Annotated in this window: 19 protein-coding genes and 1 pseudogene; 7 read left to right on the top strand and 13 right to left on the bottom strand. The window is 64.6% G+C overall.

Annotated features, from left to right (window positions below; genetic code table 11):
- The first annotated feature begins 111 nt into the window (after window positions 1–111).
- Entirely contained in the window at window positions 112–1737 is a 1626-nt protein-coding gene (locus AC0L3A_RS24230; RefSeq protein ID WP_354127108.1) for a glycosyltransferase family 39 protein, read from the top strand.
- A 15-nt stretch (window positions 1738–1752) separates the two neighbouring features.
- Here the strand turns inward: AC0L3A_RS24230 and AC0L3A_RS24225 are convergent, their stop codons facing one another.
- The 5 genes from AC0L3A_RS24225 to AC0L3A_RS24205 all read right to left on the bottom strand — a co-directional run bounded on the left by AC0L3A_RS24225 (window position 1753) and on the right by AC0L3A_RS24205 (window position 5746).
- Window positions 1753–2070 (bottom strand): HPr family phosphocarrier protein, encoded by a 318-nt coding sequence (locus AC0L3A_RS24225; RefSeq protein WP_007597753.1) that lies wholly within the window; start codon window positions 2068–2070, stop codon window positions 1753–1755.
- Window positions 2067–2468: a PTS sugar transporter subunit IIA gene (locus AC0L3A_RS24220; RefSeq protein WP_007597752.1), complete on the bottom strand. Its 402-nt coding sequence runs from the start codon at window positions 2466–2468 to the stop codon at window positions 2067–2069. Before AC0L3A_RS24220 ends, AC0L3A_RS24225 begins: the two co-directional genes overlap by 4 nt.
- A gap of 133 nt (window positions 2469–2601) precedes the next feature.
- Window positions 2602–3126, bottom strand: coding sequence for an HPr kinase/phosphorylase (locus tag AC0L3A_RS24215; protein ID WP_354126976.1), 525 nt, complete (start codon window positions 3124–3126; stop codon window positions 2602–2604).
- A complete protein-coding gene (locus tag AC0L3A_RS24210) occupies window positions 3123–4928 on the bottom strand; it encodes a sensor histidine kinase (protein ID WP_219679159.1) in 1806 nt (601 codons plus the stop codon). The genes AC0L3A_RS24215 and AC0L3A_RS24210 overlap by 4 nt, the downstream gene beginning before the upstream one ends.
- 116 nt (window positions 4929–5044) lie before the next feature.
- Window positions 5045–5746: a response regulator transcription factor gene (locus AC0L3A_RS24205; protein WP_007597749.1), complete on the bottom strand. Its 702-nt coding sequence runs from the start codon at window positions 5744–5746 to the stop codon at window positions 5045–5047.
- A 242-nt stretch (window positions 5747–5988) separates the two neighbouring features.
- Between AC0L3A_RS24205 and AC0L3A_RS24200 the strand changes: the two genes are divergently transcribed.
- From AC0L3A_RS24200 to AC0L3A_RS24190, 3 genes are all read left to right on the top strand, one after another.
- Window positions 5989–6738 carry a HugZ family pyridoxamine 5'-phosphate oxidase gene (locus tag AC0L3A_RS24200; protein WP_354200023.1) on the top strand — a complete coding sequence of 250 codons (750 nt, stop codon included), beginning with the start codon at window positions 5989–5991 and terminating at the stop codon, window positions 6736–6738.
- A gap of 63 nt (window positions 6739–6801) precedes the next feature.
- The gene (locus AC0L3A_RS24195; protein ID WP_354200022.1) at window positions 6802–9411 is read left to right on the top strand and encodes a CHAT domain-containing protein; all 2610 of its coding nucleotides are present in this window, start codon (window positions 6802–6804) and stop codon (window positions 9409–9411) included.
- Between the two features lie 301 nt (window positions 9412–9712).
- Window positions 9713–11329, top strand: coding sequence for a phosphoenolpyruvate carboxykinase (locus tag AC0L3A_RS24190; RefSeq protein WP_354200021.1), 1617 nt, complete (start codon window positions 9713–9715; stop codon window positions 11327–11329).
- Between the two features lie 211 nt (window positions 11330–11540).
- On the opposite strand, the gene AC0L3A_RS24185 is transcribed toward AC0L3A_RS24190, so the two are convergent.
- Together AC0L3A_RS24185 and AC0L3A_RS24180 are read right to left on the bottom strand one after the other, a co-directional pair.
- Window positions 11541–12356, bottom strand: a complete 816-nt coding sequence (locus AC0L3A_RS24185; protein ID WP_007597740.1) for an acyl-CoA thioesterase — start codon at window positions 12354–12356, stop codon at window positions 11541–11543.
- Between the two features lie 94 nt (window positions 12357–12450).
- A complete protein-coding gene (locus AC0L3A_RS24180) occupies window positions 12451–14967 on the bottom strand; it encodes a glycogen/starch/alpha-glucan phosphorylase (protein ID WP_007597739.1) in 2517 nt (838 codons plus the stop codon).
- A gap of 205 nt (window positions 14968–15172) precedes the next feature.
- Here AC0L3A_RS24180 and AC0L3A_RS24175 point away from each other — a divergent pair, with 205 nt between their 5' ends.
- Complete coding sequence (locus tag AC0L3A_RS24175) at window positions 15173–15430, top strand: hypothetical protein (RefSeq protein WP_354200376.1); 258 nt, start codon at window positions 15173–15175, stop codon at window positions 15428–15430.
- A gap of 50 nt (window positions 15431–15480) precedes the next feature.
- On the opposite strand, the pseudogene AC0L3A_RS24170 reads toward AC0L3A_RS24175, so the two are convergent.
- Window positions 15481–15781: pseudogene (locus AC0L3A_RS24170) on the bottom strand (GIY-YIG nuclease family protein).
- Between the two features lie 188 nt (window positions 15782–15969).
- Here AC0L3A_RS24170 and AC0L3A_RS24165 point away from each other — a divergent pair.
- On the top strand, window positions 15970–16401 hold the full coding sequence (locus AC0L3A_RS24165; protein ID WP_007597734.1) for a hypothetical protein: 432 nt from the start codon (window positions 15970–15972) through the stop codon (window positions 16399–16401).
- Window positions 16402–16523: 122 nt separating this feature from the next.
- Here the strand turns inward: AC0L3A_RS24165 and AC0L3A_RS24160 are convergent, their stop codons facing one another.
- A complete protein-coding gene (locus AC0L3A_RS24160; protein ID WP_473255351.1) occupies window positions 16524–17300 on the bottom strand; it encodes a DUF2865 domain-containing protein in 777 nt (258 codons plus the stop codon).
- A gap of 257 nt (window positions 17301–17557) precedes the next feature.
- Window positions 17558–18121 (bottom strand): orotate phosphoribosyltransferase, encoded by a 564-nt coding sequence (gene pyrE / locus AC0L3A_RS24155; RefSeq protein WP_007597730.1) that lies wholly within the window; start codon window positions 18119–18121, stop codon window positions 17558–17560.
- 198 nt (window positions 18122–18319) lie between these two features.
- On the opposite strand from pyrE, the gene AC0L3A_RS24150 reads away from it, so the two are divergent.
- A complete protein-coding gene (locus tag AC0L3A_RS24150) occupies window positions 18320–18946 on the top strand; it encodes a glutathione S-transferase family protein (RefSeq protein ID WP_035995324.1) in 627 nt (208 codons plus the stop codon).
- 119 nt (window positions 18947–19065) lie between these two features.
- On the opposite strand, the gene AC0L3A_RS24145 is transcribed toward AC0L3A_RS24150, so the two are convergent.
- From AC0L3A_RS24145 to polA, 3 genes are all read right to left on the bottom strand, one after another.
- Complete coding sequence (locus tag AC0L3A_RS24145) at window positions 19066–19701, bottom strand: LysE family translocator (RefSeq protein WP_473255331.1); 636 nt, start codon at window positions 19699–19701, stop codon at window positions 19066–19068.
- 80 nt (window positions 19702–19781) lie between these two features.
- Entirely contained in the window at window positions 19782–20417 is a 636-nt protein-coding gene (locus tag AC0L3A_RS24140; RefSeq protein ID WP_473255330.1) for a LysE family translocator, read from the bottom strand.
- Window positions 20418–20451: 34 nt separating this feature from the next.
- Window positions 20452–23532 carry a DNA polymerase I gene (gene polA / locus AC0L3A_RS24135; RefSeq protein WP_354200020.1) on the bottom strand — a complete coding sequence of 1027 codons (3081 nt, stop codon included), beginning with the start codon at window positions 23530–23532 and terminating at the stop codon, window positions 20452–20454.
- Between the last annotated feature and the right edge of the window lie 138 nt (window positions 23533–23670).

Here is a 23670-nt window from a genome sequence, read left to right as displayed (position 1 = left end):
CTCACATCCCCGTGCGGCAACCATATTGCTGTAATTTCAGGGCCTTTGTTCACGCCAAGCTGATTCCACGACAGCCCGAAACGCGCTACGCAACGCCTGATGTCCAGGCCCATGTCGACGACCTCGATCCCGTCTGCCCGAGCGCGCGCGAAGACCCGGGTGAGCTATGCCCGCTTTCGGGCCTGGCTGGTTGCCAGCGCGACCCGCCCCGAGGCGCGCCTGTGGCTGGTGATCCAGCTCGCCATCCTGCATGCGGTGCTCTGGACCTTCATCCTGATTAATCTCAAGGCCGCGCAGGACGTTCACATGGACGTCGCGGAAGCCTGGGGCTGGGGCCAGAAATTCCTCTGGGGCTACGGCAAGCACCCGCCGCTGTCCGGCTGGGTCGCCGGCCTCTGGTTCACATTGTTCCCGCCGACGGACTGGGCGACCTATGCGCTGGCGATGACGACCGTCAGCACCGGTATGGTGATCTGCTGGCTCATCGCGCTACGCGTCGTGGATGCGCGGCGCGCGTTCCTGGTCGTGGTGATGGTCGCGCTCTACCCGATCTTCAATTTCAAGGGTTTCAAGTACAATCCCGATCTGCTCCAGCTCGTCACCTTGCCGCTCCTCGTGCTCGCTTATCTCAATGCGTTCGAGAAGCGGAGCTGGCAATCCGGGATCTTGCTCGGCCTTGCCGGCGCGCTGGCGCTGATGACCAAATACTGGGTGCTGACCATGATCGGCGCCATCGGGCTCGCCGCGCTGATCCATCCGGAGCGGATGAGATTCCTGTCGTCGCCGGCGCCATGGGTTGCGATCGCGTCGATGGTGGTGGCGATGATCCCGCACATCGTCTGGCTGGCGGACGCGCATTTCGTGCCGCTGACCTATGCGGGCGATACTTACAGCCTCGAGGACAGCGGCCAGGTGCATCAGCTGGTGGCCGGCTATGCCCTGCATAATGTCGCGCTGCTGGCATTGCCGGTGGCGCTGGCTGCACTGGCGATGGCGCTGGTGCCGCCTTGGTTCAGGCTGCTCCTGCGTGCGCCCTTGCGCATCGTCACGCGGGCCTGGGCGCGCGGCGCGAATGTGAGCGTGAACCCTTCGCAGGCGCGCAACGTCTGGATTATCCAGATCATCGTCGCGGTCGGCCCGGCGCTCGGCGCGCTGGCCTTCAGCATCTACATGAAGACCGATTGGGGCATCTCGCTGTTCTTTCTGGTGCCGCTCTCGCTGGTCGCGATCCCGGCGTTGCGGGTGCAGAGTGCGGCGCTGTTCAACATTGTCGCGATCTGGCTCGTGCTCAGCGTTGCCACGCTCATTGCCTCGCCGTGGATCGCCGCGCGCGAGATGGCGGCCAATGCCGGCAACACGGCGACTTATGGCGCGCGCTCGGATCTCGCACGCGAGCTGACGCAGGCCTGGCACGCGCGCTTCGCCTCGCGCTGGGCGGTCGTCGCCGGCACCATGGAGTCGATCCAGCCGATGGTGTTCTACAGCCCGGATCATCCGGCCGCGTTCACGCCGCTCGAAGCCTGGGGGTCCGGGTTGATTTCGCCCGATGACGTCAAGCGATACGGCTTCATCGGCGTGTTCGACCCGGCCGACGGCCGCCTGCCGGCGTTCGAGAAATGGGTGTCCGAAGTTGCGCCAAACGCCGAGCGCATCGTCATGACGACGCGCCGTTTCACCCACGGCAAGGCCGGTCCGTCGATGAGCTGGAACATCTACATCGCGCCGCCGGGGAAATGATCGAGGCGGAGCCGCCTAAATCCCTTCCTCGTTGAATTTGCTTTCAACGAGTTCGGTGATCGCCGCGAGCGCGGCTTCGGCATCGTCGCCGGAAGCGGCGACCGTGATGGTGGTGCCGGGACCGGCGGCGAGCATCATCAGGCCCATGATCGAGGTGCCGCCGACGGTTTCGCCGCCGCGCGTCACCCAGACCTGCGCGTTGAAGCGCTCGACGGCCTGAACGAACTTGGCGGAGGCCCGCGCGTGCAGGCCGCGCTTGTTGATGATCAGGAGGTCCTTGGAGATCGCGCCCGCGGGCACGCCCGTCCCGGCTTGCGGCGCCTCGTCGCTCATTTGCCGGCGAGGACGCGGCTGGCGATGGTGACGTATTTGCGGCCGGCTTCCTGGGCCATCGCGATCGCATCGGGGAGCGGACGCTCCTCGCGCACCTTGGCGAGCTTCACCAGCATGGGAAGGTTGATGCCCGCGAGCACTTCGACCTTCGGCCGGCTCATGCAGGATATTGCCAAATTGGACGGCGTGCCGCCGAACATGTCGGTGAGGATCGCGACGCCGTCGCCGGAATCGACGCGGTTAACCGCCTCGATAATGTCGCTTCGACAGAGATCGGAATCATCTTCGGCGCCGATCGTGATCGCTTCGATTTGCTTTTGTGGGCCCATGACATGTTCAAGCGCTGCCTTGAATTCGTCGGCAAGGCGCCCGTGGGTCACAAGTACTAGACCAATCATCGGAAAACTCCTCGCGGGCGCTTTTGGTGCACCGCACGAACGCGCCACTTTGACCATCCAGAGCCCCCGCGCAAGAGGGGATGTTGCGTATCTCCCTGAATCTAGACGGATGGATAAGGGGAGCTGCGCCGGTCTATTCGGTCGCGAGTGTGGGGTTCATATGGTTACCATTTCCCTTCAAACAATCGGCTGAAGGGTTAACGGAAGATGAACTCTTGGTAGTGGTCAAGGCCGCGACAACCAGAGGGAGGGGCAAATAGTCGCGGCCCACAGGTATTCGCGGTATTTCGACACCGAAAATGACTGTTTTCAAAGATTCTGCCGGCGGCAGTCGCTCCGCATCCGCGGCGTCCAGATCGACCACGAGGCCGACGGTCGCATGCTCCACAAAGTCGCAGCGGCGGATTCCCAGCCCCCGGATCTCGATCAGGCCGGCCAGGAGCTGAGCGGGGCGGACCTCAATTTCGCGGCCGAGTGTCGCCAGATGGACACGGTCATCACCGATCAGAACGGCCCTTTCGAGCACGCCGCTACGTCCCGCCATGATCAAATCGAAGGCAAGGCGCGACTTGCCGGAGCCCGAGGGCCCGCGGATCAGCACCGCCCGATCTCCAACCTTGACTGCCGAGGCGTGAATGCTGGGGCCGCCGTCGCTCATAGCGCCGGCAGCCTCACCACGAAGCGCGCGCCGACGACACTAGGCGCGCCGTCCTCGTCCGCCGGGCCGGGACGGTTCTCCGCCCAGATGCGTCCGCCATGCGCGTCGACGATCTGCTTGGAGATCGACAGGCCGAGGCCGGAGTTCTGGCCAAAGCCCTGATGAGGTCGGTCGGTGTAGAAGCGCTCGAAGATGCGCTCCAGCGCGTCGTCGCGGATTCCGGGGCCGTCGTCGTCGACCACGATCTCGATCTCTCCGCGCACGCGGCGGCAGGTGAGGCGCACCTTGTTGCCGGGCTCGGAGAAGGACTGTGCGTTCGAGAGCAGGTTGGAGACCACCTGTCCGAGCCGCGAATCGTGGCCGGTCACGGCGAAATTGTCGGTCGGGCTGCGACCCTCGAAACGCATTTCGACCGCGACGTCATGGCCGAGCTTGGTTTCATTGGCGACGGAGACGAGCGTCGTCAGCAGGCGGCGCAGGTCGACCGGGATCGCATCCTGGCGCTGCAGTTCGGCATCGAGGCGGCTGGCGTCGGAGATGTCCGAGATCAGCCGGTCGAGCCGCTTGACGTCATGCTCGATCACCTCGAGCAGCCGCGCGCGGCTGTTCTCGTTGCGCGCCAGCGGCAACGTCTCGACCGCGGAGCGCAACGAGGTCAACGGGTTCTTCAATTCGTGGGCGACGTCGGCGGCGAACATCTCGATCGCTTCGATGCGGCTGTAGAGTGCACTGGTCATGTCGCGCAGCGCACCGGAGAGATGGCCGATCTCGTCGCGACGACGTGTGAAGTCGGGAATTTCGACCCGGGTCCTGATGCGGCGGCGGATCAGCTCGGCGCTGTCTGCGAGCCGGCGGACCGGACCTGCGATCGTGCTGGCGAGCAGCAGCGACAGCATGATCATGACCGCGGCGGCGACACCGCCCACCTTGAGGATCGCGAGGCGCTCCGCGGTGACCATCTGGTCGATGTCGTCGCCCTGCGTCGACAGCATCAGCGCGCCGTGGATGGCGCGCGAGCGCAGCACGGGGACCGCGACCGAGACGATCACCTCGCCGCGCGCATTGACCCGCACCATCGAGCGCTTCTGGCCCTGAAGCGCGTCGCCCACCTCCGCATAGCCATTGCCGTTCTCGGGGCCGAGCTCGCGATAGAGCGGCAGGTCGCCGCGATTGAGCCAAGTACGAACCGCGACCATGCCGCGTTCGACCATGCCCGGCTTCTCGGCGGAGACTGACGGCAGGGGGAAGCGCACCACGGTATCGAGGCTGCGGCTGTCGACCAACAGGCTGCCGTTCGGGTCGTAGATGCGGGCGCGCGTCTTGGTCGGCGAGATCAGCGTGCGCAGCACCGGCGCCACGCGCTCCGGATTGATCGGAAAATCCAGCGGGGAATACTCGTCCGACCCGCCATAGGTCTCGCCCGGCTTGAGGTCGAGCAACCGGTCGGGGTCGATGGTGATGGCGTTGGTCTGCACCGTCGCGGAGGCCGCGATCGCGCCGGCGATGATCTCCGCCTGCACCAGCAGGCTCTGCGCGCGCGCGTCGATCAGGCCGGCGCGGAATTGCGACAGATAGAGGATGCTCGCCACCAGCGCGACGAGGCCGGCGAGGTTGAGCGAAACGATGCGGCGGGTCAGGCTCGAGAAGGACAGCGCGAAGAAGAACTGCCCGGCGCGTTTCAGCCAGTTCAGCGGACGCCAGCCCCGCACGGCCGGCTTGTCATCGGCCAATTGATCCGGAGCGCCGCGGGCGGTGACGTCCTCGGCGTTCTGGTTCTCGTCAGGCTGCGTTCGGTCAAGCAATGCTCACGCCCGCGTTAGGACAGCTCGTGCGAAGGTCCCCGCATCCTAGAGCCATCCCGGTCCCGATGGAATCAGAACCGGCGATGCTCTCGGTCTTTCGTGGAGGCGCGCGCGCCTCAGGCTTCCTTGAAGCGGTAGCCGACGCCGTAGAGCGTCTCGATCATCTCGAACTCGTTGTCGACGACCTTGAACTTCTTGCGCAGCCGCTTGATGTGGCTGTCGATGGTGCGGTCGTCGACATAGACCTGGTCGTCATAGGCGGCGTCCATCAGCGCGTTGCGGCTCTTCACCACGCCGGGCCGGGTCGCGAGCGCCTGCAGGATCAGGAATTCGGTGACGGTCAGCGTCACCGGCTCGTTCTTCCAGGTGCAGGTGTGCCGTTCGGGATCCATGCGCAGCAGGCCGCGGTCGAGCGCCTTGGCGTCGTTCTCCTTCGGCGTGACGGTCGGATCCTTCGGCGCCGAGCGGCGCAGCACCGCCTTGACGCGCTCGACCAGCAGGCGCTGCGAGAACGGTTTGCGGATGAAGTCGTCGGCGCCCATCTTGAGGCCGAACAGCTCGTCGATCTCTTCGTCCTTGGAGGTCAGGAAGATCACCGGGAGATCGGATTTCTGCCGCAGCCGGCGCAACGTCTCCATGCCGTCCATGCGCGGCATCTTGATGTCGAGGATGGCAAGATCGGGCTGGGTGGTGCGGAAACCGTCGAGCGCGGAGGCGCCGTCGGTATAGGTCATGATGCGGTAGCCTTCGGCCTCCAGCGCGATCGAGACGGATGTGAGAATGTTGCGGTCGTCGTCGACCAAAGCGATTGTGGGCATGAGCCTCTGCTTTCTGCTTTCCGTTTGGGTCGTGGCTTGAAAACGGCGAGCAATCCACTGATGCGCCGCATACATGGGTGCCGATGTTGGCATTCGAACCTTGTCACCGAGCAATGCAAGCTAGGCTGAAGTGTGACCAAGTTCCACGAAACACGGCAGATTCGCCGCATCTCGACCCATATCCGGGCCCCGGTTTACCCGAAAAAAGGCCCTCCATGCAACCACCTGACCCGAGAAAGCCGATGCAACCGACCTCCGATTTCGACCCCGGAAAGCTCGCCAAATCGCTGCTGCGGCGGTCACGGCAGGGGGCCCTGGCGACATTGATGGCCGGCAGCGGCGATCCCTATTGTTCCCTGGTCAATCTGGCGAGCCATCCGGATGGCTCCCCGATCCTGCTGATCTCGGGATTGGCCGTGCACACCAGGAACATCCTGGCCGACAGCCGGGTGTCCCTGATGCTCGATGAGCGGGCGGCGGGCGATCCGCTGGAAGGTGCCCGAATCATGCTGTCCGGCCATGCCGAGCCGGCCGATGCGGACAAGGATCTGCTCCGGCGACGGTATCTCAATGCTCATCCCTCAGCGGAAGCCTTTGTTTCGTTTAAGGATTTTTCTTTCTTTCGGATCCGACCTACGGGAACCCATCTGGTCGCCGGCTTCGGCCGGATCGTCGATCTCAAGCCGGAGCAATTCCTGACGGACCTCACGGGGGCCGAGGACTTGCTGGCGGCGGAGCAGGGCGCGGTCGAGCACATGAATGCCGACCACCGCGAGGCCATGGGCCTCTATGCAACAAAACTGCTGGGCGCTGCCGCGGGCGACTGGCGCTGCACCGGCTGCGATCCGGAGGGCCTCGACATGCAGGACGGCCAGACCGCCTTGCGGCTGGACTTCCCGGAGCGGGTTACTGATGGCACCTTGCTGCGCAAGATGCTGGTTCGCCTCGCCGGCGAAGCGCGCACCAGGATGGACCAGAGCGCAAAAGATTGAACGCTGCTGCCCATCGCCGCGACCCAAGACCATAATTGGTCAGAAGGCGGCGGCGAGAGCGTCATGGCAGAATGGAATAGACTGACGCTGGTTGCGGGTTTGACGCTCGCGATCACCGCATCGTTTGTCACGCCCAGCCTTGCCCAGACAAGCCTTGCTCAGAAAGGTCTCGCCGCGGAGGGCGAGCGGATCAACGCACTCATGAGCGCCGGCAGATATTCGGAAGCACTGCCGCTGGCGCAAGGCATGGTCGCGAGCCTGGAGAAGAGCGACACCGGTCGCGACCTCGCCGCCGCGCTGAACAACCTCGGCCAGGTTCATGCCGGTCAGGGCCACGACGATCTGGCGGAGCCGCTCTACAAGCGCGCCATCATGCTGATGGAAAAGTCGCTCGGTCTCGAAACCCCGTTGATTGGAGCCGAACTGAGCAATCTCGCCGCGCTTTACCAGCGGCAGAGCCGCTACGCCGAGGCCGAGCCGCTGTTCAGGCGAGCGCTCGCCGTTCGCGAGAAGGGGCTGTCGCGCGAGCATCCCGATGTCGGGCAGTCGCTCAATAATCTCGCCACGCTCTATGTGAAGCAGCAGCACTATGCAGACGCCGAACCGTTGTTTCAGCGGGCGCTCGCGATCTATCAGAAGGCCGGCGGCCCCGAGCATCCGGCGGTGGCGACGGTCCTGAACAATCTCGGCCAGGTCTATCGCGATCTCAACCGCGATGCCGACGCGGAAGCGCCGATCAAGCGCTCGCTCGCGATCCGCGAGAAGGTGCTGGGACCGGATCATCCCGACGTCGCCCGCTCGCTGAACAATCTCGCAGGCCTCTACGAGCACCAGCAGCGCTACGGCGACGCCGAGCCGCTCTATCGCCGCGCGCTGCTCATCCGCGAACGCGCGCTTGGGCCTGATCATCCCGAGGTCATGACCTCGACCAGCAATCTCGCTTATTTCCTCTACGTGGCCGGGCGCACCGCGGACGCATTGCCGTTCGCGGAAAGGACGCTTCGGGGCGATCGCGCCCAGTTGCGCGTCGTGTTGCCGGTCCTGTTTGCCGCACGCCAACAAGATCTGCTGCCCGGCGACAAGGCGCTGGACGAGGCCCTCGCCGCGATCCAGCGCGGCACACAATCCTCCGCCGCATCCGCCGTGAACAAGCTCGCGGTTCGGCTTGCCGCCGGCAGCGACCGGCTCGCCGAGCTGGTTCGCCGGGACCAGGATCTTGCGGCTGAATCCGAGGCACTCGACAAGGCGATCGTCACCGCAGTGTCGAAGCAATCCGCGCAGCGCGATCTCGCAACCGAGCAGCGCAGCCGCGCGCGGATTGCAACGATTGCCAACGAGCGTGCGGGCTTGCAGAAGACGCTCGCGGTCGAGTTTCCCGACTACGCGTCGCTCTCCAATCCCCAGCCGTTGACGGCAAAGGACATCCAGCTGCTGCTATCAGCCGACGAAGCGATGGTGCTCTACTCCGTCGTCGACAAGCAGAGCTATGTCATCGCGATCACGCGCGAGGGCGTCGACTGGATGGCCATCCCACTCGGCGCGGATGCGCTGACGCAGAAGGTGACGGCATTCCGCAAGGGACTCGACGTCGGCAAGGCGCGCGATGCCTCCGGCAAATCCGGATTGTTCGATCTCGCGCTCGCCAACGAACTCCATGTCGCGCTGCTCGGTCCGGTCGAGGCGTTGACAAAGGACAAGCGCAGCCTGCTGGTGGTGCCGTCGGCTGCGCTGACCGCATTACCGTTTCATCTGCTCGTCACCGAGAAGCCGCAGGCTGCGATCCCCGACACGCTCGAAGGCTATCGCAGCGCTGCCTGGCTGCTGCGGCGTCAGGCCGTCTCGGTGCTGCCGTCGGTGGTCAGTCTGAAATCGTTGCGGGCCTTTGCGCGTCGGGACCAAAGCGTGAAGCCGATGACCGGCTTCGGCGATCCCGTGTTCAATCCTGCACTGGAAGCGCCCGCCGAGCGGCGCGCCGCGAACGGCAAGGTCGCCGCGCGCAGCATCGCGACCATTGCCTATAGCGATTTCTGGCGCGGTGCCGGCGTCGATCGCGCGCGGCTTGCGCAGGCGTTGCCGCAACTGCCCGACACCGCCGACGAGTTGAACGCGGTGGCCAGGGATGTCGGCGCTGCCGAGGCCGATATTCATCTCGGCCGCGACGCCAGCGAGACGACGCTCAAGCGTGCAGCGCTTGCTCAATACGGCATCATCTACTTTGCCACCCACGGCCTCGTTGCCGGCGACATCAAGGGACTGGGTGAGCCCTCGCTCGCGCTCTCCATTCCCGATCAGCCGACAGAGCTCGACGACGGTCTCCTCACTGCAAGTGAAGTCGCTCAGCTCAAGCTCAATGCGGATTGGGTTGTGCTGTCGGCCTGCAATACCATTGCAGGCGACAAGCCGGGCGCCGAGGCTCTGTCGGGACTGGCGCGCTCGTTCTTCTACGCCGGTGCGCGCGCACTCCTGGTCTCGCATTGGGCCGTGGATTCGGAAGCTGCCACCCGCCTGACCACGATGACTTTCGAGCTGCTCAAAAACGAACCAAAAATGGGGCGTGCCGAAGCCTTGCGCCGCGCGATGTTAACCTACGTTGACGACACCTCGTCACCGCGCAACGCCTATCCTGCGATGTGGGGGCCCTTCGCGCTCATCGGCGAAGGCGCGGTAAGATAGGGTGGGCTTGGAATTTTCGCTGCGACTGTCTTCGGAATTGTGCGTCGCAACAACCTTGGGAAACGCCGAAGCGCGCATTTGGTTGCGCGATCATTGTCGATTTTTTGACGCACCTGCTCAGAGCTGACATGCGCGACGTTTGGCGCGGTCCTTGAATAAACCAAATCCTAAGGGATCAGCTTGGCAACGCCTGCGTTCATCAGTATTAGGTCGTTCCAACCGAGGCCGAACGGCCTGTAATCACGGTGACCGCGGCGGCGCCAAGCATGATCGCGCTGAGTGGGTTCTAGGAGGATTTTTCGTGCAAGAGACGGGCGTGCGCAACGGTGCCTTCGGCGCCGACAAATTCGGCTTAAAGAATCTCAAGCAGGTTCACTGGAACCTCGGTGCGCCGCAACTCTATCAATACTCGCTCTCCGCGGGCGAGGCGGTGCTGTCGGCCGATGGCGCTCTCTGCGCCGACACAGGCGAGTTCACCGGCCGCAGCCCCAAGGACAAATTCACGGTGCGTGATGCCACCACCGACAAGAAGATGTGGTGGGCCGGCAACCAGTCGATCACCGCAGAGCAGTTCGAGACGCTCTACCAGGACTTCCTCAAGCACGCCGAAGGCAAGTCGCTGTTCGCGCAGGACCTCTATGGCGGCGCCGATCCGGCTTATCGCATCAGGACCCGCGTCTTCACCGAGCTCGCCTGGCACTCGCTGTTCATCCGCACGCTGCTGATCCGTCCCGAGGCGGTCGAGTTGTCGAGCTTCATGCCAGAACTCACCATCATCGACATGCCGAGCTTCCGCGCCGATCCGAAGCGCCATGGCTGCAAGTCGGAGAACGTCGTCGCGATCGATTTCGCCCGCAAGATCGTGCTGATCGGCGGGTCTTATTACGCCGGCGAGATGAAGAAGTCGGTCTTCACCACGCTGAACTACTATTTGCCAGAGCGCGGCGTGATGCCGATGCATTGCTCGGCCAATGTCGGCGCCAAAGGCGACGCCGCGATCTTCTTCGGCCTGTCCGGCACCGGCAAGACCACGCTGTCAGCCGATCCGAACCGCACGCTGATCGGCGATGACGAGCACGGCTGGGGCCCGAACGGCGTCTTCAATTTCGAAGGCGGCTGCTATGCCAAGTGCATCAAGCTGTCGCAGGAAGCCGAGCCCGAGATCTACGCCGCCTCGACCCGCTTCGGCGCAGTGCTCGAGAACTGCGTGCTCGACGAAGACACCCGCGTGGTCGATTTCGACGACGGCTCAAAGACCGAGAACACGCGCTCGGCCTATCCGCTCGAATTCATCCCGAACGCCTCGCGCACCGGTCGCGCGCCGCAGCCGAAGAACGTGGTGATGCTCGCCGCCGACGCCTTCGGCGTGCTGCCGCCGATCGCCAAGCTCTCGCCGGCGCAGGCGATGTATCACTTCCTGTCGGGCTACACGGCGAAGGTCGCGGGCACCGAGCGCGGTCTCGGCAATGAGCCGCAGCCGGAATTCTCGACCTGCTTCGGTTCGCCCTTCCTGCCGCTCGACCCCAGCGTCTACGGCAACATGCTGCGCGACCTGATCGCCCAGCACAATGTCGACTGCTGGTTGGTCAACACGGGGTGGACCGGCGGCAAATACGGCACCGGCTCGCGCATGCCGATCAAGGTGACGCGCGCGCTGCTCACCGCTGCGCTCGACGGCTCGCTTCGCAACGTCCAATTCCGCACCGACAAATATTTCGGCTTCGCGGTCCCGACCGCGCTGCCGGGTGTGCCGAGCGAGATCCTCAATCCGGTCAACACCTGGAAGGACAAGGACGAGTTCGACAAGACCGCCCGCGCGCTGGTCGGGATGTTCCAGAAGAATTTTGCCAAGTTCGAAGCCCAGGTCGACGCCGAAGTCCGCGCCGCTGCACCGGACGTGAAGCTCGCGGCGGAGTAAGATCGCCGCGCTTGAAATCGAAAGGGCGGCCGCGAGGCCGCCCTTTTTTATCTTTCCTTCTCCCCTTGCGGGAGAAGGTGGCGCGAAGCGCCGGATGAGGGGTTCTCTCCGCGCGTTCAACCGCAAGAGAAGCGCTCGCGGAGAGAACCCCTCACCCGTCTCGCCGCTGCGCGACGAGCCACCCTCTCCCGCAGGGGGAGAGGGGAAGCAGCTACGCCTTGAAATACGCGATCTGCGTGCTCGTCGCGAGCAACCTTCCGTTCGGCGACCACAGCTCGGCGTTCTGGTCGGCGTAGCTCTTGTGCATGATCTTGGAATCTGCGGTCGCCAGCACGCGGGTGATGTCCTCGGCCGCGAGCTCTTCGCTGTCGGTGTGGAAATACGTCGTCAGCGACACCGTGCCGAACGGCACCAGCTCGCGCCGCGCATGGAAGATGCGGCCGAAGAAGGCGTCCGACATCGACATCAGCGACGGCATGTCGAGCTTGCGCGGCTCGCGATCACTGATCCAGAGCTTTGAGTAAGTGCTGGCGAGCTCGGCCCGCGGCGGGCCGATCCGCATCTCGCCCTCGACGAAGCGGAATTCATACTGGTTGGCCCAGGACGCCGCGATCTTCGGGAACGGCATCGTCTGTTCGAACGGCTTTGCATCGGGATATTGCGCCACCCTGTGCTCCCAGGACGGCCGGCGTTCGGCGAATACGGCGGTGGCGAGCGTTGCGACCTCGCTGCCGCCTTGCGACAGTTCGACGCTCCAGTGCTGGCTGGAGCGGTTGGCCTTCACCAGCCGCACGTCGAGATCGAACGGTCCCTTCGCGATCGGCGCGCAGTAATTCACGGTGAGCGCCAGCGGATCGCCGGCACGTTCCGGATGCTCGATCAGCGCACGCAAAATGGTCGCAGCAGTGGCGCCGCCGAACGGGCCGACAAAGGCCCAATAGTCGTCGCTGGTGTGTCCCTGCCAGCTCGAGTCACCGGCGGTGACGCGGGTGGCGTCGTCGAAAGGGTGCGGGAGCTTGGCGTGCATCGTTTGATCCGGCGTTCAATGACGGACGTCATATCACGTCCGCCGCCGGCTTGTGCAATTACCTCGCGGGTAACCGATTTCACGCAGCGGAAAATCAGCCCGCGACGTCGCGCAGGGTCGGCAGCAGCGGTGTGGTCGGATTCACCGGCACGTTCCAGATCTCCTCGGCGTATTCGCGGATGGTGCGGTCGGAGGAGAACCATGCCATGCGCGCGACGTTGAGGATCGAGGCGCGGGTCCAGGCCGGCGCCACCTGCCAACGCGCATCGACGCTGCGCTGCGCCTCGTAATAGGAATCGAAGTCCGCGCTGACCATGTAATGGTCGAGATAACGCAGCGCGTGCGCGATCGATTCGAAGCGGCCGGGATCGCCGGGCGAGAACTCGCCGGCGCCGATCGCGTTGATGGCGCGCTGGAGCTTTGGCGAATTGCGGATCACGTCGGAAGCGTCCAGCCCCTGCTTGCGCCGGATCATGACGTCGCCGGCTTCCATGCCGAAGATCGCGATGTTCTCCGCGCCGACATGGTCGCGGATCTCGATGTTGGCGCCGTCGAGCGTGCCGATGGTGAGGGCGCCGTTCAGCGACAGCTTCATGTTGCCGGTGCCGGAGGCTTCCATGCCGGCCGTCGAGATCTGCTCGGACAGGTCGGCGGCGGGAATGATCACCTCGGCAAGGCTGACATTGTAGTCGGGCAGGAAGACGACCTTGAGCTTGCCGCCGATCGCGGGATCGTTGTTGACGGCTTCCGCAACGTCGTTGATCAGCTTGATGATCAGCTTGGCGTAACGGTAGCTCGCCGCAGCCTTGCCCGCAAAGATCTTCACCCGCGGCACCCAATTGCCGTTGGGATCGTCCTTGATCGCCTGGTACAGCGCGACGGTCTCGATGACGTTCAGGAGCTGGCGCTTGTATTCGTGGATGCGCTTGATCTGCACGTCGAACAGCGCGGTCGGATCGACCTTGATGCCGAGCCGCTCGCCGATCAGGCGCGCCAGCGCGGTCTTGTTGTGATGTTTGACGGCGCGGAACTTCTTCTGGAATTCGACGTCGCTGGCGCGGGCCTCGATCAGGCTGAGCTGCGTCGGATCGTCGAGCACGGCATCGCCGCAGGTCTCGCGCAACAGATCGGTCAGCTTCGGGTTCGCCAGCATCAGCCAGCGGCGGAAGGTGATGCCGTTGGTCTTGTTGGTGATGCGACCGGGATAGAGATGGTTGAGGTCGTGGAACACGGTCTCGCGCATCAGGTCTGAATGCATCGCGGAGACGCCGTTGATGCGGTGCGAGCCGACGAAGGCGAGCTGGCCCATGCGCACGCGCCGCCCGCTCCTCTCGTCGATCAGCGAGACCGAGGCGCGGAAGTCGATGTCGCCGGGGGCGCGCGCCTCTGCGAGCGCGAGATGCTGCACGTTGATGCGGTAGATGATCTCGAGATGCCGCGGCAACAGCCGTTCGAACAGCTCGACCGGCCAGGTCTCCAGCGCTTCGGGCAGCAGCGTGTGGTTGGTGTAGGACAGCGTGGCGACCGTGATCTTCCAGGCCTCGTCCCAACGGAAATTGTGGTCGTCGATCAGGATCCGCATCAGCTCGGTGACGGCGAGGCTCGGATGGGTGTCGTTGAGCTGCACCGCGACCTTGCTCGACAGGCTGCGGAGTTGGCCGTCCGACGCAAGATGCCGCTTGATTAGGTCCTGCAGCGAAGCCGAGACGAAGAAATATTCCTGGCGCAGGCGCAGCTCGCGGCCCGCCGGGCTCTCGTCGTTCGGATAGAGGAATTTACAAATGGCTTCCGCGCGCGACTGCTCGGCGCTGGCGCTGACATAGTCGCCGGTGTTGAAGGCGTCGAGCTTCAACGGATCGGGCGAACGTGCCGACCACAGCCGCAGCGCGTTGACGTGCTGGCCGCGCCAGCCGACGATCGGCGTGTCATAGGCCATCGCCTGCACGGTCTCGGACGGATGCCAGATCGCGCGATCCCGGCCCTTGTCTTCGACGTGCTCGACACCGCCGCCGAAGCGAATGTCATAGATCACTTCGGGCCGCTGCAATTCCCAGGGGTTGCCGAAGCCGAGCCATTCGTCCGGGTATTCCTGCTGCCAGCCCTGATTGATGATCTGGCGGAACAGGCCGTAATCATAACGGATGCCGTAGCCGATCGCGGGGATCGACAGCGTCGCCATGCTTTCCATGAAGCAGGCGGCGAGACGGCCCAGGCCGCCGTTGCCGAGCGCCGCGTCCGGCTCGCATTTGCGCAGCTCAGGCAAGGAGACGCCGAGATCGCCGAGCGCGACCTCGAAGATCTTCAGCAGCCCCATATTGTTCAGCGCGTCGCTGAAGAGGCGGCCGATCAGGAATTCGAGCGAGAGATAGTAGACGCGCTTGCGTCCCGCATCGTAGCTGTGCTTCTCGGCCGTGAGCCAGCGATGCACGATGCGGTCGCGCAGCGCCAGCGCGGCGGCCTGGTACCAGTCGTGCTTGGTCGCCATGCCCGCATCCTTGCCGATGGCAAGGCGCAGCTTCGCCAGAATCGCGCCCTTGATCTCAGCCAGCGCGAGCTCGTCGATGGGCTGGTTGGCGGCGGGAAAATTGGGCTGGAACGATGAATCTTGCAAAGTCGTCACTTCCTGGTCGCGAGAACACTACTGACCCTACGCATCTTGCCTCTGTACCGGAACCATTGCTGGTGCGACCGTGCACTGCGCTGGCGTAAAATTATGCAAGGAACGGGCCGATTTGGGAACCCGGACGCATACGGGGAAACGTGGATTTGGTGCTAGAATGGCGGCCAATTCAGCCATCAGTGTGGAGGAGACATCCATGAAAGCTCTGATGAGACCTGTGACGCGACGGCTGATCGAAATCGCAGCGGCCATCTTTCTCGTCGTCTGCATCACCGCCTCCAGCGCCGCCTTCGCCGCCGGCAAGATCGGCCGCAGCGTCGACGGCCTGAGCTGCGCCGTCACACTCCCGCAAAACGCATCCCCCGCCGCCCGCTGCGCCGCCATCAAGCGCCAATGCGGCGGCAAGTTTTATGCGAGCGCGTGCGGGGATAAGCTGATGTCGGCGGCGAATTGAGGAGGGCCTCGCGACAAAATTGGCGTCGTCCTGGCGAAAGCCAGGACCCATTACCCCGACTGTGAGATGAGGCCCGACCGGTCATTCCAATCGGGATTTTCTTCTTCGATCAGTTTGATCTTCCAATCCCGCTTCCAGAATTTGAGCTGCTTCTCGCGCGCGATCGCCTCCTGCGGAGTTGCGAAGGCTTCGACATGAACGAGGCCGAATATCTTGTATTTGTGCACGAACTTCGAGCCGCGACCCGAACGATGTAGCTCAAGCCGCGCGCGGATGTCATTGGTCACGCCGGTAGATCGTGCCGTGGTGGCGGCTCGCCAAGATGTAGACGTAGTAGCTGCTTGCGCTCATGGCCTCAGCTCGCAAGGGCAACGCTGACCGGGTAATGGGTCCTGGCTTTCGCCAGGACGACGCTCTCCAACAATCGCGCCTAGCGTCAGAACAAATTAAGAACACTTTAGCAAGTCTTTGATATATCATTGTGATTCGGCGCGTTGCCGACACAATATCTAGCGTCCGCCAGACTTCGCGAGGACTACATGTCCACCATTGCCTTCGACCAGTTTGCCCTCACCAGGATCGCCGATTTCGCGCGCTCGCTGTCGCGGCTGCATCAGGCGGCGCGGCGCTACGCGGTCGATGACGACCAGTTCGACCGCGAGTTCAATGCGGTGTGCCAGTCGATCTGGGGCTACACCATCGACGACGTCAGCGACGATCTGTTTTCTGCCGAGGACCATCTGTTCCTCGACACGCTGGACGAAGCGCAAGCGCGCATCTTCGCCGCCGAGCAGGGTTATGACCTCGTCGACGATCAGGGCATGCTCACCGACTGGTGGGGGTTTTGCTGGATGATCCTGGCCGAGAAGCGCGGCCTGCTCACGGCAGACAACCGCGCCGCCGCGCGCGCGGCGATCGAGGAGAAATATCTGGCGGCGCCGAACGTGATCGGCGTGATCATCGGACGTTGACGGTCTCAACCCTCATCCTGAGGAGCTTGCGCAGCAAGCGTCTCGAAGGATGAAGGCCGAGCCGTAGCAGCCGGGCCTTCATGGCTCGAGACGCGCGTTCCGCGCTCCTCACCATGAGGATTTCAGTCCAGCCCCGCCCGCTTCGCTGGCTTTTGCGTTTTCGGCACCGTCACGTCGGGCAGCGTCTCGCGCACGATCTCCGTGGCGGGGCCATCCGCCGCCACCGTGTCGGCGCGCACCGGCGCCACCTTCATCTCGCCGAGCCGTGCGCGGACCTGCGCGGTGAGACCGGGATAGGAGGCGACCGGCGTGAAGTCCGCGGCCTGGTCGTTGCCGACGCGAATGCCGGTATAGGCGACGAGGCCGTCGCTGGTGGCGATCACGTCGCCGGGTTTTAGCGACGAATCCAGCGCCAGATCGACCGGAGCAAGTCCGACCGGCTCGCGGCCGTTGCAGGTGCAGTCGGCGCGCAGCGCCTTGCGATAGGCGAACGCGTTCTCGCTATCGGCGTAGCGCTCGCCGGTCTGCGACGCCGCGCCGTCGATCGAGGAGCCGAAATAGATCTTTGTGGTGCTGGCAGGACAGAAGGCCTGACACATCTGCGCGGGCGAGGTGAGACCGCGCATCAGCGGAAAATATTTGCCGTCGCAGCTGCGCACGCAGAACGCCGGTCCCGAGCCGCCGGCTGCGGCCGAACGTGTCGGCGGCACGTATTGCGGGGATGCGGCATTCTGCTGGCCAGTGAAGGGATCGGCGTAGGAGCTCGCCTGCTGCGGCACCTCACGCTGCGGCCGCTGCTGCTGCTGCATTCCGCCGAAGAAGAATTCGAACAGGCCTTCGGCCGAAACCGGCGCCGGAGCCGCGAGCAGCGGTGCTGCCAGTGTCGCGGCGACGAGCATCGCGCGACGCCGCCGGCGCGCATGGGACATGACTGTACGCAAACGCTTACTCCACCCGACGCTACCGAACCGGCCGGGACCATCAGGCCCAGCACATGATTCACCATAGAGCGGGATGGTAAATGAGCGGTTGAGGGGGAGCGGTGTCGCCGGACGGGGTGGACCTCGTCATGGCCGGGCTTGTCCCGGCCATCCACGATCTCTGGTGCGGCAAAGACGTGGATGCCCGGGTACGACGGCGGAGAAAGTCTAGCCGCTCAAGCCTTCAAGAACTCCGACGCCTTGTACAGCGAGCGGAATGGCAGCCCGGCCGCGCCAAAAGTGTCGTCGGCGCCTTCCTCGCGGTCGACCATGGTCAGCACCAGCACCACCTCGGCGCCGGTCTCGCGCACCGCTTCCACTGCCTTCATCGCCGAGCCGCCGGTGGTGGTGACATCCTCGACTATCACGACGCGCTTGCCCTCCAGCGTCTCGCCCCTGGGCAGCCCCTCGATCGCGAGCTTGGCGCCGTGCTCCTTCGGCTTCTTGCGCACGAAGAACGCCGCGATCGGATGGCCCTTGATCCAGGAAATCTGCGCCAGCGCGCCGGCCAGCGGCACCGCGCCCATCTCGAGCCCGCCGATGAAATCGAGATTGTCGTCCTTCAGCGCCTCATAGGTCAGCTCGGCCAGCAGGGTCGCGCCCTCCGGGTCCAACATGGTCGGCTTGAGGTTGAAGTAGAAGTCGCTCTTGCGGCCCGACGCGAGCGTCACCTCGCCGCGGCCGAAGGAGCGCCGGCGGATGATCTCGAACAGGCGGGCGCGGGAGGCTGATTTAGACACGGCGGGCCCTCGGGAGCATTTTTGGAAGTGGCGGAATTTATCCGCGACGGCCCCGACATTCCAGAGGGGGCTTCCCCCGTCAACAGGGATCGGCCATCCCGGCCCGCCGGTTGTGGGGGTGCAACCTTCTGGAGTAGGTGGATGCCGGATATCTCGGGCAAGAAAACCGGCAAGAAGGCTGGGCAAGGACACGCGAAAATGACCATCGAGCTGCACACCTGGAATACGCCGAATGGCCGCAAGATCTCGGTCGCGCTGGAGGAGATGGGGCTGCCCTACAGGGTGATCCCGGTGAATATCAGCAAGGGCGAACAGATGGCGCCGCAGTTCCTGAAGCTCTCGCCCAACAACAAGATCCCCGCGATCCTCGATCCTGATGGCCCGGACGGCAAGCCCGTCAGCATCTTCGAGTCGGGCGCGATCCTGCTTTATCTCGGCGAGAAGACCGGCAAATTCCTGCCGAAATCGCTTTCAGGCCGCATCCCCGTCTATGAATGGCTGATGTGGCAGATGGGCGGTTTCGGGCCGATGCCGGGCCAGGTGCACCATTTCATCGCGCTCGAGAACGAGCAGGACCGCGCCTACGGCCTCAAGCGCTACATGGCGGAGACGCGACGGCTCTACGGCGTCCTCGATCGCCGGCTAGAGGCCCGCGATTTCGTCGCCGGCGAGCTCTCGGTTGCCGATTTTGCCATCCTGGGCTGGGCCTGGCGTCACCCTCGCCACAAGGTTGACCTGGCCGACTTCCCCCACGTGAAGCGCTGGTACGAGGCCCTGATGGCACGCCCGGCGGTGAAGCGGGGCATGGAGGCCAAGCTGGATTGAACTGACGGTGTCATCGCCCGCGAAGGCGGGCGATCCAGTATTCCAGAGGGGGTGGTGATTTACCGAGAGGCCGCGGCGTACTGGATGCCCGCCTTCGCGGGGCATGACAGCGTTGCGCCTCACACCTTCCGCGCCTCGACCGCCATCCGCACCGCAAGCCCGGCCAGCACCGTGCCCATCAGCCAGCGCTGCACCAGCATCCAGCTTGGCCGGCTTGCGAGAAATAGCGCGATCGATCCTGCCGCGAGCGCGATCATGGCATTCACGCTGACGCTGATCGCGATCTGGATCGCGCCGAGCACCACCGACTGCGTCAGCACGCTGCCGGCGGCGGGATCGATGAACTGCGGCAGCAGCGCGAGATAAAGCATCGCGATCTTCGGGTTGAGCAGATTGGTGACGAACCCCATTGCGAACAATTTGCGCGGGCTGTCGATCGCAAGCTGCTTCACCTGGAACGGCGAGCGACCGCCCGGCTTCACCGCCTGCCAGGCCAGCCACAACAGATAACCGGCGCCGGCAAAGCGCAGCGCGTCATAGGCAAAGGGAACGGCGAGCAGCAGCGCCGTGATGCCGAATGCCGCGCACAGCATGTAGAACACGAAGCCGAGCGCCACGCCGCCGAGCGAGACGATGCCCGCCGCCGGCCCTTGCGTGATCGAACGCGAGATCAGGTAGATCATGTTCGGCCCCGGCGTGAGCACGAGGCCGAGGCAGACGAGGGCGAAGCCGAGCAGGGCGGAGGTGTGGGGCATGGCTGAACCGGTGCGGGAGACGGCACGGTTCTAATATGGGTGGCGCGGTCGGGCCATCGCGCAATTGCACGGAGGACAATTCAACCCGACCGGCCGGTGGTGAACGCGAACCAGACCGCTATCGCGACCAGTGCCAGGGCGAACAAGCGCCGCACCACGTTGCGGTTGTTCGCGACGTCGATGGTCGATTGCAGCGAGCCCGCCAGCGCGACGATCGCCGCATGGATCAGCGTGGCGATCATCACGTAGATGACGCTGAGCATCAGCGTCTGCCGGACCACGGAGCCGGCATCGGCGCGCACGAACTCCGGCAACACCGCCACGTAGAACATCGCGGCTTTCGGGTTGAGCAGGTTGGTGATCAGGCCGCGCCGGAACGCCGGCCACGGTCGCGCGTCGGCACCGACCGTCCTGCCCGGCGAAGCGTCCTCCTTGCCCGACCACGCGTCCCAGGCAAGCCACAGCAGATAGGCGACGCCACCCCATCGCAGCAGGCCATAAAGCCACGGCGAATGGTCGATCGCCGCGGCGAGGCCGAAGGCCGCGATCACGCCATAAGTCATCAGCCCGAGCGCGATGCCGGCCACCGCGGCAAAGCCCGTGCGCGTGCCGCGCGAGAGCGACAGCGCGGCGAGATAGGTCATGTTGGGACCGGGCGTGATCTCGATGACGAGCGCCGTCAGCGCGAAGGCGAGCAGCGGGCTGAGATCACTCACGCAGTTCGCCTCTGGACTCGATCACGGTGACGGATCAGTGCGCCTCGTCCCAATTGTTCGCCGCGCGTGCATCGACATGCAAAGGCACCGAGAGCAGCACGGCCGGGAACGGCGCGTCCTGCATCACGTGCTGCACGACGGGGAGCGTGGCCTCGACCTCCGCGTCGGGCACCTCGAAGATCAATTCGTCATGCACCTGGAGCAGCATCTGCGCCGACAGCTTCTTCTCGGCCAGCGCAGCCTCCATCCGCGTCATGGCACGGCGGATGATGTCGGCGGCGGTGCCCTGGAGCCGGGCGTTGATCGCGGCGCGCTCGTTGAAGGCGCGCACCGAGGCGTTCGAGGCCTTGATGTCGGGATAGTACATCTTCCGTCCGAACAGCGTGGTGACGTAGCCGTGGCTGCGGCAAAAGTCGCGCGTCTCGTCCATGTAGGCGCGGATGCCGGGGAAGCGCTCGAAGTACTTCTTGATGTAGGCGGAGGCTTCCTCGCGCGCGATGCCGAGCTGGTTGGCGAGGCCGAATGCCGAAATGCCGTAGATGATGCCGAAATTGATCGCCTTGGCGCGGCGCCGGATTTCGCTCGGCATGCCCTTGATCGGCACGCCGAACATTTCCGATGCCGTCATGGCGTGAATGTCGAGGCCGTCGCGGAACGCCTGCTGCAGCACGGGAATGTCCGCGATCTCGGCGAGCAGCCGCAGCTCGATCTGCGAATAGTCGGCGGAGACCAGCTTGTGCCCTGGCGTCGCGATGAAGGCGCGCCGGATCTTGCGTCCGTCCTCGGTGCGCACCGGAATGTTCTGCAAATTCGGCTCGTTCGACGACAGCCGGCCCGTCGTGGTCGCGGCCAGCGCGTAGGTCGTGTGGACGCGGTGGGTCTGGGGATTCACGTAGGTCGGCAGTGCGTCGGTGTAGGTCGATTTCAGCTTGGAGACCTGGCGCCACTCCAGAATTTTCTTCGGGAGGTCGTGGCCCTGCTCGGCGAGCTCGTCGAGCACCTGCGCGGTGGTGGACCATGCGCCGGTCTTGGTCTTGGTGCCGCCGGACAGTCCCATCTTGCCGAACAGGATGTCGCCGATCTGCTTCGGGCTGCCGACATTGACGGGCTCGCCCGCGATCTGCTGGATCTCGGCCTCGACGCGCGACGCGGTCTGGGCGAAATCGCCGGAGAGACGCGACAGCACCTGGCGGTCGATCGAGATGCCGCGCCGCTCCATGCGTGCGAGCACTGCGACCAACGGGCGTTCCAGCGTCTCGTAGACCGTGGTCATGTGCTCGGCGACAAGGCGCGGCTTCAGCACGCGCCAGACCCGCAAGGTCACGTCGGCGCCCTCCGCCGACAGCGACGCGGCCTTGTCGATCGGCACCTGGTCGAACGTGATCTTGCCCTTGCCGCTGCCGAGCAGCTCGTTTTCCTTGAGCATGGCGTGACCGAACCAGCGCTCGGACAGCTGCTCCAGCGCATGCGAGCCGCGGCCGGCATCGAGCACGTACGAGATCAGCTGCGCATCGTCGGTGTTGCGCAGTGTGATGCCGTGCTGCGCCAGCATCACCGCGGTGAATTTGACGTCGAAGCCGATCTTGAGAATGCCTGACGATTCCAGCACCGGCCGCAACGCCTCGACCGCCTCGGCATGCTTGACCTGATCGGGCGCGAGGCCCGCGTCGAACAGGCCGGCACCGCCACCGGACTGCTTGTGCGCCAGCGGCACGTAGCAGGCCTCGTTCGGCGCCAGCGCCAGCGCGATGCCGCAGAGATCGGCCTGCATCGGGTCGATCGAGTTTGCCCGGATCTCGACCGCGACATGGCCGGCATCATGGATGCGCGCGATGAAGGCGTTCAGTTCCGCGAGGCTCTTGATCGCCTGGTACTTGCTGCGGTCAACCGGGAGCTTGCGCAAAGCCTCTTCGCGCGCGGCGGCGAGAGAAATCGGCGCGCCCTTCGGGCTCGCGGCCTTGTCCTCCTTGGTCGCCGATGCGTTGCGCTGGCCCACTGGCGCTTGCGGCGGCGCGCCGGTTCCCGGGGCTGGCACGACGTCCGAAGGCGGCAGCGGCGAGAACACGCTGGCGCCGCTGGAATAGCCTGGATCGGCATCGACGTTGGCCGGATCGATCTGCGAGAACTCGGCGACGCGGCGCGTCAGCGTGGAAAATTCCATCGCCTTCAGGAACGCGATCAGCTTGCGCGCATCGGGCTCGTGGACGGCGAGATCGTCCAGCGGGACTTCGAGGTCGACCTTGTCGTCGAGCAATACGAGCTGCCGCGAGATGCGCGCCTTCTCGGCGTGCTCGATCAGCGCCTCGCGCCGCTTCGGCTGCTTGATTTCGGTGGCGCGGAACAGCAGCTGCTCGAGATCGCCATATTCGACGATCAACTGCGCCGCGGTCTTGATGCCGATGCCGGGCACGCCCGGAACGTTGTCGGTGGAATCGCCGGCCAGTGCCTGCACTTCCACCACCTTCTCCGGCGGCACGCCAAACTTCTCGATCACCTCGGGGATGCCGATGCGGCGGTCCTTCATGGTGTCGTACATGGTGACGCAATCGGTGACGAGCTGCATCAGGTCCTTGTCGGAGGACACGATCGTCGCGCTCGCGCCGCGCTCGCAGGCCTGCCGCACATAGGTCGCAATCAGATCGTCGGCCTCGAAGCCGACCTGTTCCAGGCAAGGCAGGTCGAAGGCGCGTACCGCTTCGCGGATCAGCGAAAATTGCGGGATCAGATCGTCCGGCGCCGGCGCCCGGTGCGCCTTGTACTCAGGATAGATCTTGTTGCGGAAGGTGATTTCCGACTTGTCGAAAATGATCGCCAGATGCGTCGGCCGGTTGTCCTCGGGCATCTCGCGCAACAGCTTCCACAGCATGTTGCAGAAGCCGAGCACGGCATTGACCTGCAAGCCGTCGGACTTGCGGTTCATCGGCGGCAGCGCGTGATAGGCGCGGAAGATGTAGCCGGAACCGTCGACCAGGAAAACATGGTCGCCCTTGCCGGCGGCCTTGGCGGCGACGGGCTTGGCAGCAGCTGTCGCTGCAGCGGGCTTGGTTTCGGCGGCCTTGGGCGCGGCAGCCTTGGTGTCAGCTTGGGCGGTGGTCTTTGGGGAGCTCTTGGGCATGGCCGCAATGTATGAATTTTTGCGGGATTTGACAGCCTCGGGAGGTGGATTTTTGGCTTGCGGATGCCGCTATCCCCACTGTCATTTCCCGCATCCCCCGCTGTCATTCCCCGCGAAGGCGGGGAATCGAGTACGCTG

The sequence above is a fragment of the Bradyrhizobium sp. MI1.3 genome, from assembly GCF_055811695.1.
The sequence above is the reverse complement of the archived record's forward strand: the minus strand, read 5'-3'. Positions and strand labels throughout refer to the sequence as shown.